Consider the following 12,379-nt stretch of genomic DNA (forward strand, 5'->3'; position numbering starts at 1 on the left):
CCGATCGCAGGTATTGTTCCGCCGACACCAGGGCCGATCGCAGGTATTGTTCCGCCGACACCAGGGCCGATAACGGGCATTGTTCCGCCGACACCAGGGGCGATCGGAGGCGTTATTGCGCCGACACCAGGGGCGATCGGAGGCGTTATTGCGCCTACAAATCGATCGACAGTTTCGACGCCGACAACTGAACCCATGGCGCCCACAAATCGATCGACAGTTTCGACGACAACTGAACCCATGGCGCCCACAAATCGATCGACAGTTTCGACGACAACTGAACCCATGGCGCCCACAAATCGATCGACAGTTTCGACGACAACCGAACCAGCAGTACCTGCGATAGATTCTAATCCATTGTCGATCGCACCTGGCAGCACAGCAGGAACAGCAGCATCGCCCGCACCCTCAGCTACACCCACACCCGCAGCTAAATCCTCAACCACTGAAGGAGAAGACTTACAACCCCGAAACGTTCCGCGCCTAAATACTTCCGGTGTTGCTAACGATCGCATTTTAAGACTTGATTCGAGTATCATCAGTAACTTGCCCTCCAGCGAATTACAACTAAATGTTCCGGGTAGCGAACCAGCGCCAGCAGCCAACTCTAATTCTCGTTTAGCCCTGGGATATGTCTCGTCTCCCGATCGACTTTTTGAAACTAACGACATCCAGAAAATAGTCTGGGGAGTCGAAGGACTGAGGAATCAAGAATTTGCATCATACCTGGGGATAAAAAGCAACGTCCCAGACGAACAACTCTTGGTTCCGACATTCCAAGAAACCTTGAGAAATATCGAACAGCAAACCGGGAAGCGGTCTGGTATTATTTACATGGTCTCGCGAGTCGATCGACTGGAACTAATTTTAATTCCTCCCGTAGGGCGATCGATTCACTACAGCGTTCCCGAAGCCAACAGAGCAGCTCTTTTCCCCGTTGTCAAAGAGTTGCGGGACGAAATCACCACTCCCGCCAAACGCGGTACTACCAGTTATCTCCCCTGGGCCCAGCAACTGTATAAATGGGCGATCGCACCCCTCGAAAAAGACTTAGAAAGCTTAGGAATTCAGACTTTGTTGCTGTCAGTAGATCCGGGATTGCGGAGTGTACCATTTGCAGCTTTGCACGACGGTAAAGGCTTCTTGATTCAAAAATACAGTTTCAGCCTAATTCCGAGTTTTAGTGCCACTAACACTAATTACAAATCGGTTAATAACACCAGAGTGCTAGCAATGGGACGATCGGAATTTGTGGACAAAAAGCCCTTACCCAGCGTGCCCCTCGAATTGAAGGCGATTTCTGGTCATTTGGGCGGGCCATTTTTCCTCAACTCGACTTTTACTTTAGATACTCTCAACTCGGAATACGCAAAGGGAGAATTTCGGATAGTTCACCTAGCAACCCATGCGGAATTCCAACCGGGAAAAGCAAGCAATTCCTACATTCAACTCTGGAATTCTAAATTGCGACTCAACGAGATGGGAAGTTTAAATTGGGGCAATCCGCAGGTAGACTTGTTAGTATTGAGTGCTTGTACAACTGCTTTGGGCGATCGCGAAGCAGAGTTAGGTTTTGGAGGTTTAGCGGTCAAATCCGGCGCTGCATCTGCCTTGGGGAGTTTGTGGTATGTTGACGATGGAGGCACTTTGGGACTGATGAGCGAATTTTACTACCAGCTTCGAGGAGGCACAACTAAGGCAGAAACTCTGCAACTTGCCCAACAAGCAATGATTGCTCGTCAAGTTGGAATTAAAAACCAACAGTTAGTGACAACAGCAGGGAATTTGAATTTACCAGCTAATATCAAACAAAAAAACCAAGATTTTTCTCATCCTTACTACTGGAGCAGTTTCACCCTCATCGGCAGTCCTTGGTAGTTGACAGTTGACAGTTGGTAGTTGATAGTTGATAGTTGGTAGTTGATAGTTGATAGAATAATTCAAGGGTAGGGTGCGTCAGGAAAACTAATTTTCAATCATCATATCATGTCCGGTCGATTGACCGCGATAAAATAAGTTCGTAGTGTGGAATGCGAGTCCGCTCTTTTTGCGGACTCGCATTCCACACGTGCGTTCCGTTTTTGTTATGGTAATCGCTCGGACATCATATCACCCCTAATCTCATTCGCTCCGCACCATTTATGCTTGGCATCTGCACCATCATTTTCGGATGGCAAAGGGAGATGGTAGGGTGCGTCGCTACTAAATCGTTGTAAATAGCCAGAACCCTTGAGTGGATCCGCACCCTACGAGAGTAAAATTATAAAGGGGGTATGATACCCGGATTTAGTATTAATTCATTCCGTTAATCAGTAACGCCGGAAAGAGCGCTCTTCGCGCAACAACGTGCCTCGCTCCATATATTTTTTTCAGCTTATTTTTCTAATTATCTAATAAAACATAGGACACTCCTATTGACATGAGGAATTTTGAGGAGTAAGACTAGGGATAGATAAATACATCGCGCTTTTAGCACAAATTTTTAACCACAATGAGATCTAACAAACTACCTTGGCTCGGATGCTTATTCATAGTTGGCTGGCTTAATGCAGCGGCTCGCTCTGCTTCGGCGCAACCCATCGCCCCCGCACCCGACGGTACGAACACAGTCGTGACACCCAACGGCAACCGCTACGATATTACCGGGGGGTCATTGGGCGGTGACAAGGCTAATCTTTTTCACAGTTTTACTCAGTTTGGGCTCAGCGAAGGTCAAACGGCTAATTTTTTAACCAATCCCAATATTCAAAATATCTTAGGACGAATTAACGGGGGAAATCCTTCTTTAATTAACGGCTTAATTCAAGTTACAGGCGGCAATTCTAACCTGTTTTTGATGAATCCTGCGGGGATAATTTTCGGGCCGAGTGCCAGTCTCAACGTGCCTGGTTCTTTTAATGCGACGGCGGCTACAGGGATCGGTTTTGGGAACGATCGCTGGTTTAGCGCGATCGGCAATAACAACTGGGCAACTTTAATCGGCAATCCGAACAGTTTCGCATTTACCAGTCCGCAAGCAGGAAGCATTGTAAATGCCGGAAATTTGACCGTGACACCGGGTCAAACCTTAAGTTTGACGGGGGGTACGGTGGTGAATACGGGCCAGCTAAACGCGCCAGGAGGCGGTGTTCTGATTGCGGCTGTACCCGGTCAAAATTTGGTGCGGATTTCTCAAGCGGGAAATTTATTGAGTTTGGATGTTCAACCAGTAGTAACTCAAAACTCACTGCCGAATAATTGGACGCAACCGGTGTTATCTTTGCCGGAGTTGCTGACGGGTAAAGGTGCGGCGCAAGCAACGAATTTGACGGTAAATCCGAATGGGGATGTGGTGCTGACGGGGAATGTTGCTGTGCCTGTTGTGGCTGGAACTGCGATCGCCAGCGGCAGTATCAATGTCTCGGGCAATACTGGGGGTAATGTTAGCATATTGGGCGATCGTGTAGGTGCGATCGCGGGTAACATCGATGCTTCGGGTGTCAGCGGCGGAGGTAATGTACTGATTGGGGGAGATTTTCAGGGTTTGGGGGCTGTACCCAATGCTTTGCGGACATTTGTCAGCGCCGACTCGACAATTAGTGCGGATGCTATTAGCAACGGCAATGGCGGGCGAGTGATTGTTTGGGCGGATGAAACTACTCGCTTTAATGGCAATATTACTGCCCGAGGTGGCTCGTTGTCGGGGAATGGCGGGTTTGTGGAGGTGTCGGGAAAACAATTTTTAGACTTCCGAGGCAATGTTAATACTCTGGCAGCTAACGGCAATCCAGGATTATTGTTGCTCGATCCAACAAATATTACTATTCAAAATGGCGCGGGAACTTTTACGGCATTAACTCAGGCAGATCAATTTGCCGATCCTGACCTTGGGGGAAATACGATTGATGCTGCTCTGATTAACAGTGCTGCGACTAATGTAATTCTGCAAGCTACGAATAATATTACTTTTAGCGCTCCGGTCAATATAACTACTCCGGGAGTTGGATTGACGGCTTTAGCTAATAACAACATTGATGTCAAGGCTGATATTACAACTAAAGCAGGCAACGTTACTCTGAATGCTGATGCGGATAATCTCAATGGTGGTAGTCTTACCATTGGCAATGCGACGATTAATACAAATGGCGGGAATTTTACAGGTATTGGTCGCGCAAATGTTGCCACTGCACCAGGGATTTATATTGGTGGAACAATCAATGCTGCTGGTGGGAACATTGACCTCACTGGTAGTGCAGGAAACACAGCAAACAACACTGGTATTGAGATATTTACTGGCACGTTAACAACAACTGGAACAGGAAAAATTACTCTCACTGGGACTAGCGGTAGTAGTCTCAATAGTGACGGGATAGTTTTGCGTAGCTCTACGATAACTTCAGTCAATGGCGATATTACTTTCACTGGTAGTGGCAGCGGATCTGCTAAATACGGCATCCGGTTAGTGAATAACGACTTGGTGGAATCAACGGGGACGGGAAAAGTCAGTCTGACGGGTACGGGTGGTAATGGGATAGGTGGCACTGGAGGGATATTTATTGCTAACAACGCCTTACCAGTTCGATCGAAGGTTCTATCGAAGGATGGAGATATCACCCTGACTGGAACAGGTTCGGGGACTGGGGATAACAACACAGGCATTGCGATTTTAGGGTTGGTGGAATCCACAGGCATCGGGAAAGTGACTCTAAACGGCGTTGGCGGTGATGGGAATGGGAATAACAATAATCAAGGGATAAATATTGCTTTTCCTGCCACAGTTCGATCGCAGAAAGGGGATATCACGTTTTCTGGAACAGGTAAGGGAAGCGGGAATAACAACACCGGCATTAATATCCAAGGGCAGGTGGAATCAACAGAGAGCGGAAATATTACTTTCAGCGGTACCGCCGGTGCGGGCACAGATAACAACAGCGGGATATTGGTTACGGGCCCCGGATCTCTGGTGCGATCGCAGAAAGGAGATATCACGATTACTGGCACAGGTGCGGGGACAGGAACTAAGAACTACGGCATTTCTCTGAATGTTGGTGCTAATCAAGTGGAAACGAAGGAGGGAAATGTCACTTTGACTGGTGATGAAATTCAACTGTTAGGCCCGACTAAAGTCAACGGTACTGGTACAATTACTTTGCAGCCGCTGAAGTCGGACTTTGGTGTTACTGTAGGTGGTACTCTCCAAAACCCCGATGTCGATCTTTCTAGTTTGAATCTAGACTTGCCAGAACTCGACGCATTAATCGGCTTTTCTAACATGGTTATTGGACGGGCTGACGGGAAGGGGACGATCGCCATTGATGCCGCTGGTGTTACTTTTAAATTGCCGGTCACAATTCAATCTCCAAACAGCGGAGGCGCGATCGCCGTCAACGGCCCAATTACGGCCACAGGCGGCGCTACATTGACGCTGGACGGATCGACCCAACTGAATAAAAACATTACTACTCAAGACCAGAGGATCTCGTTTTTAGGCAATGTTTCCCTCGGTAATGATGTCACTCTCAACACTAAAAACCTCAGCGGTGGAAATATTACCTTTGGCGGCACTGTTGACGGCAACAATAAATTAAATATTACCGCTGGTACTGGTACTGTCAATTTTAACGGGCCTGTCGGTGACACTAATCCCTTGGCTGCACTTACAGTAAATCCAGAGACCAAGATTACCAGCATAGATGCTGTAAGTATCAAAACAACTGGCGATATCGCCACGGGCAATATTACTACTACGAATCCCGGAGGGGCGATCGCGCTTGCGAGCAATAACGGCAATATTACAACGGTATTGGGTTCCCTTGATACGAGTTCTGCGGGTACGGGCGCAGATATCACTCTCAAAGCTTTTAATAACCTTGACGTAAAGAATATAAATTCGGGTACGGGAAATATTACTTTGATTGGGACTGATGCTAACTTTAAAGGGGTTGTTCGAGGTACGGGGACTTTTTCTCTGCAACCGTTCGATCCAAATGGTGATATTAGCTTTAAAGTAAAACCTAATCTTCCTGCTGCTAATACTATGTATCTGGAACAGCCGTTTCAAGATGCCCTGCAAAATGGATTTACTAAAATTGCGATCGGCAGAACAGACGGCACTGGTAAAATTACCTTTGACAGAGCTCACAGTTTCCAAGATCCGCTGACTGTTCAATCTGGCAATGGTAATATCGTTGTCAATCAACCACTCACCGGAAAAGATAATGCTTCGATCGTTTTCAACGGCAAGACAACACTCAACGCAGGCGTTAGCACCATCAAGCAAGATATCACTTTCAACAGTCCTGTACTCGTCCAAGATAATGCTTCTGTCAGCACAGGTGCAGGTGCAGGAAATATTCTGTTTAACAGCACAGTCAACGGCGCACCGACAGGAACCAAAGACCTGATTTTAACGGCTGGCACGGGCAGTATTACATTCAAGGATGCAGTTGGTGCTGTAACTCCGCTGACAAATTTAACTGCCAACAGCAAGATATTTTTAGGTGGCAATGTCACGACAACCGGCACTCAAATCTATAACGATGCAGTGACAATTACCAACACAAATCCGATTCTGACAGGCAACGGCATTACTTTCAACAATACTGTTAACCCCAGTAACAGCGGCAGCGATTTGACTGTCAGTGGAGGTACGGGGGATGTTACTTTCAGTAAGGCAGTTGGAGATGTCAGTGCGATCGCAAATTTAAAAGTTAACTCTCAAGGAACAACTGCATTTAATAAAGTTAATGCGGCGACTTTGACTACAGACGTTGACGGCACAACTATACTCAATGGCGATGTCACGACAACTAACGCTCAAACTTATAATGATGCTGTCACTATTACCAGCAATCCGACTCTGACCGGCAAAGGCATTACTTTCAATAATACTGTTGACTCCAATAACATCGGCAGCGATTTGACTGTGGATGCGAGTACCGGCAATATTACATTCAATGGTGCAGTTGGGAGTTCTAAGGCGATCGGTCAATTAACAGTTAATTCTACAGGAACAACTGCATTTAATCAAACAGTCAATGCCGCGAGTTTAACTACAGATGTTGGTGGCACAACTATACTCAATGGCGATGTCAAGACAACCGGTACTCAAACCTATAACGATGCTGTCACGATTGCCAAGAATTCGACTCTCGCAGGTAGCGACGTTACTTTCAACAAGACAGTTGACGGTAGCAGCGATTTGACGGTGAATGCTAGTAGCGGTAATATTACATTCAGCGGTGCAGTTGGGGCTTTAAGTGCGATCGGCAATCTGAAAGTTAATTCTACAGGAACAACGGCATTCAATCAAAAAGTCGATGCAGCGAGTTTGACAGCAGATGGGGTTGGCACAACTCAAGTGAAGGGAAATGTCACTACAACTAATTCTCAAACTTATAATAATCCTGTCGCGATTGCCAACGATCCGACTCTGATCGGCAAAGGCGTTACTTTCAACAAGACTGTTGACCCCCTTAATAACACCGGCAGCAGTTTGACTGTGGATGGGGGTACTGGTGATGTGACATTCAATAGTACGATCGCCACTATCAACAACCCGATCGCAAATTTAACAACTAAATCTACAGGAACAACCGTATTTAGTAAAGCAGTCAGTGCAGTGAATTTGACTGTAGATGCTGCGGGCGGCACAACTCAAGTGAAGGGAGATGTCGCGACAACGGGCGCTCAAACCTATGGAGATGCTGTCACGATTGCCAACAATCCGATTCTGTCAGGGAAGGAAATTACTTTCAACAAGACTGTTGACGCGGCTGGCAATCTCGGTATTGCTGCTGACAATGTTAATCTCAAAGGAATTGTCACAACTACCAATGACGGCGCGAACCTGAAATTAGATGGTGCATTTACGCAAAAGGGCGGGGGAAATGTCGCAGTTAGCGGAGATATTACCACAACCAATGATGACATTGCTTTTAGCGGGCCCGTGACATTAACAAAGACTCTAAATTTTACACTGGGAGATGCAAAGATTGCTTTTGGTTCGAGTTTGTCGGCAGGAAGTAACCCGCTGACTTTGACAGCAGGTGAAATTGATTTTTCCGGGCAAGTTTCTGGTACGGGCACGCTAACTCTGCAACCGACAAAGGCAGGACAAAATATTGCGATCGGCGGCACTGACAACAATACTCCGGCTTTAGATTTGACGGCATCGGAAATTAATTTGATTCAAAATGGATTTACCTCGATCGCGATCGGGAAATTGAATGGCAGTGGCAATATTACTATTCCTAACAATCTCAATTTTTCGTCACCAGTCACGATTCAAACGGGAAGTGGTACGATCGCCCTTAACGCCAATATTACCGGAAATGACAACAGCAGTCTTACTCTCAATGGCAAAGTCCAACTCGGCAGTGATGTCAATCTCAGCAGTGCCGTCGGTAATGTTAGTATCGCAGGTGCGATCGATGGATCTCGGCCCTTGAACATCGACGCTACTAAAGGCAACGTGCTGCTGCAAGGAAATATCGGAAACACAACACCGCTGACAGGTTTGAATGTTACTGCCTTAAATACTAAGTTGGGTGGTAATGTTACTACCAATAACGGCAATATCAATATTAACGGCGATCTGGGGCTGACGAAAGATGCTGTATTGAGCACGGCTGGGGGGAATATTGCGTTTGGAAGCGCGATCGACAGTATAGATGCGGCCCGGAACCTAACTCTGGATTCTGGTAGCGGCAGCATCACTTTCAATGGATCGGTGGGCGCAACCAGCAAGTTAGGAAATATTTTGATTAAAAATGCTGGCAATGCGATCGGAAACTCGACAATTAACGCGCAACAATTCACATCACAAAACACGCAACAAGTCAAGTTATCGGGAGATATCACCGCCGGCAAAGTCGATATTACTGCCACTGGCGATATCAGCGTTAAAAACGTTACTACTAATGGTGGAGAAATTTTATTCGACAGCGGTAACGTTTTCACAGCAGGTAATTTGAATACATCGGGAAGTATTGGCGGTAACATCACTGTTAAGGCGATAACTTCAATTACGGCGGGACAAATTAACTCCAGCGGTACAGCCGGAAATGGCGGAAATGTGTTCTTAGATCCGATCGGCGATATTCAAGTCGGTTTCATCAATGCCCAAGGCGGTACTAACGGCAGGGGTGGCAATGTTACAGCCATCACAGGAACAGTTTTCCGCGCTACAGATTCTTTCCCAACAACTTTTTCGCCGACGGGATTTGCTAGTATTTCCACTGCTGGCGGCGCTGGTGGGGGAAATATTTCAATTGCTCACGCTGGCGGAGATGGAGGAGGGCTGATTCAACCGTTTGTCGTGGGAGATGCGACTATAAATGGTACGGCGGCTGCAATTACAACTGGAGAATCTAGCATTACATCGCAGTCGTTTCCCCGTACAGCTAGTGGTGTCCCTAATATTGTATTTCCTACTGATGATGGGCTCGATCCAACACCAACTCCTACTCCGAGTGTAACTCCAAATCCCAACCCAACTCCAAATCCAACTCCCAGTCCAACTCCAAATCCAACTCCAAATCCAACTCCAAATCCAACTCCAAATCCAACTCCAAATCCAACTCCAAATCCACAACTCCAAATCCAACTCCAAATCCAACTCCAAATCCAACTCCCAGTCCAACTCCAAATCCAACTCCAACTCCAAATCCAAATCCAACTCCAAATCCAAATCCAACTCCAACTCCAAATCCAACTCCAAATCCAACTCCAAATCCAACTCCAAATCCAACTCCAAATCCAACTCCCAGTCCAATCCCCAGTCCAAATCCAAATCCCAGTCCAAATCCAAATCCCAGTCCAAATCCAACTCCAATCCCCAGTCCAAATCCAACTCCAATCCCCAGTCCACAATCATCAACCCCCGAGGATCCAGAAGACGTTCCAAATCGCCGCCGAATTCCACCGTTAGACACTCCCGGCCCTGCTGCGGGTCAAATTTTAACACTCGATTCAAGTATCACCAGCCAGCTACCGCCCAGCCAATCGCCAGTAGTTTCTCGTCGCGAAACACCGCCACGAGTCAACCCTACTTCTAATTTAGTGCTGGGATATGTTCCGTCTCCCGATCGACTTTTTGAAGGTAACGACATAGAGAAAACAGTCTGGGGAATCGAACAAATCAGGAATCAAGAGTTTGGAGAATACCTAGGCGTCAAAGCCAACCTTCCCAACCAAAAAGTCATGATGGCGCAATTCCAACAAACATTAAGAAATATCGAACAGGAAACCCGCAAACGGTCTGGTATTATCTACATAATCTCGCGAGTCGATCGACTGGAACTCATTTTAGTGCCTCCTGTAGGGCGCCCGATTCACTACAATGTCCCGGAAGCTAACAGAAAAGCTCTTGAACCTGTTGTCAACGAATTCCGCGAACAAATCACCAATCTCGCCAAAATCGGTACTATCAGTTATCTCCCCTCGGCCCAGCAACTGTATCAATGGGCGATCGCACCTCTAGAAAAAGACTTGCAAAATTTAGGAATTCAGACTTTGTTGCTGTCAGTCGATCCCGGATTGCGGAGTGTGCCCTTTGCCGCTTTGCACGACGGTAAAGGCTTCTTGATTCAAAAATACAGTTTCAGCCTAATTCCGAGTTTTAGCTTGACTAATCGCGAATATAAGACAGTTAGAGACGCCACAGTGCTAGCAATGGGACGGTCAGAATTTGTTGATAACAAGCCCTTGCCCAGCGTGCCGATCGAATTAGAGACAATTTCTACTCAGTGGCGCGGACAATCTTTCCTCAATTCGACTTTCACTATAGACAATCTCAACTCGCAACACGCCAACAAAGGATTTCGGATTGTTCACCTAGCAACCCATGCTAACTTCACCTCGGGACAACCGAGCAATTCTTACATTCAACTGTGGAATTACAAATTGCAGCTCGATCGCATGGAGAGTTTAAATTGGCGCAATCCGCAGGTAGACTTGTTAGTGTTGAGTGCTTGTAGAACTGCTTTGGGCGATCGGGAAGCCGAGTTAGGTTTTGGAGGTTTAGCGGTCAAATCCGGCGCCAAATCTGCCTTGGGGAGTTTGTGGTATGTTGACGACGGAGGCACTTTGGGGCTGATGAGCGAATTTTACCAGCAGCTTCTAGGAGGCAAAACTAAGGCAGAAACTCTGCAACTTACTCAACAGGCGATGATTGCTCGTCAAGTTCGGATTGAAAACCAGCAATTAGTGACAACAGCGGGCAACTTAAATTTACCGAATAACATAAAATCACAAACCCAAGATTTTTCTCATCCTTACTACTGGAGCAGTTTCACCCTCATCGGAAATCCTTGGTAAGAAGGAAGAAGGCAGAAGGCAGAAGGCAGAATTCAAGAGTAGGGTGCGTCAGGAAAAGTAAATTTTAATTATCATATCATGTCCGGTTGATTACCATCACAAAAACGGTTTGTAGTGCGGACTTCAGTCCGCTTTATGCTGCGGACTGAAGTCCGCACTACAAACCTTGTAAATTTTAATCATCACCCTTAATCTCATTCTGACGCACCATTTATTCTTGGCATCGAAATCATAATTTTCCGATGGCAAAGCTAGTCAAAAATTATCTAAAACGCAGAAGCTCTGGGTCCAAGCTGTTTCAAATTAGGTGCCGCAGTTCCATAATTGACGCGACAACCGATGTTTAACAAACTAGCGCTGCATTCGAGAGGGACAATTTGCTGGTCTAGGAGAGCGCTGCAACTTACATACTGGTCGTCATTAGTATCTCTTACCATACATTCGATCGGTCTAGCGCCCGATCGAGCCGCCCAACTCTTCATACCTACAACTGCAATCATGTGCTGCCAGAAAAACGACAACACTAACACTCCCAATAGCACAGTAACTCCCAATCCGGCTTTCACCTTCCAACTGCTCAGGATGTTTCCCAGGCTACTTTTTACGTTTTCCGTCCAAGAAATAGAGCTTTCGGAACTTGTTTCTGGAGCCGATAAATTTGTTTGTGTTTGTTCTGGGATTTCCGACATCACGTATCTCCTCTGATTGCTGGAACTTTCTGCGGTTGACAGTTACGCGCGATCGCAACTGCCAACTCTATCAAATTTTAGCAAAACTAGCCTGTGCCGACAACCGATTCGGGCACCCGGGCGAGCCAAGTATGTATATTGACGAAGCGCGAGCGCAATTTCTATGTCTTTTGAGGTATTGCACAATTTGCGATGGGCTCTTTTGTTCGTAGTGAGGACTTCAGTCCTCATAAATTCAGAGGACTGAAGTCCTCACGAGCGAAAACTAAACTGGTTCGTAGTGAGGACTTCAGTCCTCATAAATTCAGAGGACTGAAGTCCTCACTACGAACCGGGCTGATGCAACTTCATTCCTCATAAATTCAGAGGACTGAAGTCCTCACTACGAACCG

At 46.6% G+C, this 12,379-nt stretch carries 5 protein-coding genes; 3 read left to right on the plus strand and 2 right to left on the minus strand.

The window, feature by feature from the left end; genetic code table 11:
- Positions 1–539, minus strand: a 539-nt coding sequence (locus JGK39_RS31485; RefSeq protein WP_293298738.1) for a hypothetical protein, incomplete at its 3' end; no start/stop codon positions are given.
- Positions 540–546: 7 nt separating this feature from the next.
- On the opposite strand from JGK39_RS31485, the gene JGK39_RS31490 reads away from it, so the two are divergent.
- The 3 genes from JGK39_RS31490 to JGK39_RS31500 all read left to right on the plus strand — a co-directional run bounded on the left by JGK39_RS31490 (position 547) and on the right by JGK39_RS31500 (position 11,298).
- Positions 547–1,878 carry a CHAT domain-containing protein gene (locus tag JGK39_RS31490; RefSeq protein WP_293298735.1) on the plus strand — a complete coding sequence of 444 codons (1,332 nt, stop codon included), beginning with the start codon at positions 547–549 and terminating at the stop codon, positions 1,876–1,878.
- A 613-nt stretch (positions 1,879–2,491) separates the two neighbouring features.
- A complete protein-coding gene (locus JGK39_RS31495; RefSeq protein ID WP_293322597.1) occupies positions 2,492–9,910 on the plus strand; it encodes a filamentous hemagglutinin N-terminal domain-containing protein in 7,419 nt (2,472 codons plus the stop codon).
- 131 nt (positions 9,911–10,041) lie between these two features.
- Positions 10,042–11,298, plus strand: coding sequence for a CHAT domain-containing protein (locus tag JGK39_RS31500; RefSeq protein WP_293254702.1), 1,257 nt, complete (start codon positions 10,042–10,044; stop codon positions 11,296–11,298).
- Positions 11,299–11,564: 266 nt separating this feature from the next.
- On the opposite strand, the gene JGK39_RS31505 is transcribed toward JGK39_RS31500, so the two are convergent.
- A complete protein-coding gene (locus JGK39_RS31505; RefSeq protein WP_293254699.1) occupies positions 11,565–11,987 on the minus strand; it encodes a hypothetical protein in 423 nt (140 codons plus the stop codon).
- Positions 11,988–12,379: the final 392 nt, after the last annotated feature.

The organism is Microcoleus sp. PH2017_12_PCY_D_A, from assembly GCF_020738565.1.
In the GTDB taxonomy this organism is placed as follows: Bacteria; Cyanobacteriota; Cyanobacteriia; order Cyanobacteriales; family Microcoleaceae; genus Microcoleus.

Excerpts from the sequence above, each read along its gene's own strand:
- JGK39_RS31505 (WP_293254699.1), bottom strand. The coding sequence starts at position 11,987 with ATGTCGGAAATCCCAGAACAAACACAAACAAATTTATCGGCTCCAGAA.
- JGK39_RS31495 (WP_293322597.1), top strand. The coding sequence starts at position 2,492 with ATGAGATCTAACAAACTACCTTGGCTCGGATGCTTATTCATAGTTGGC.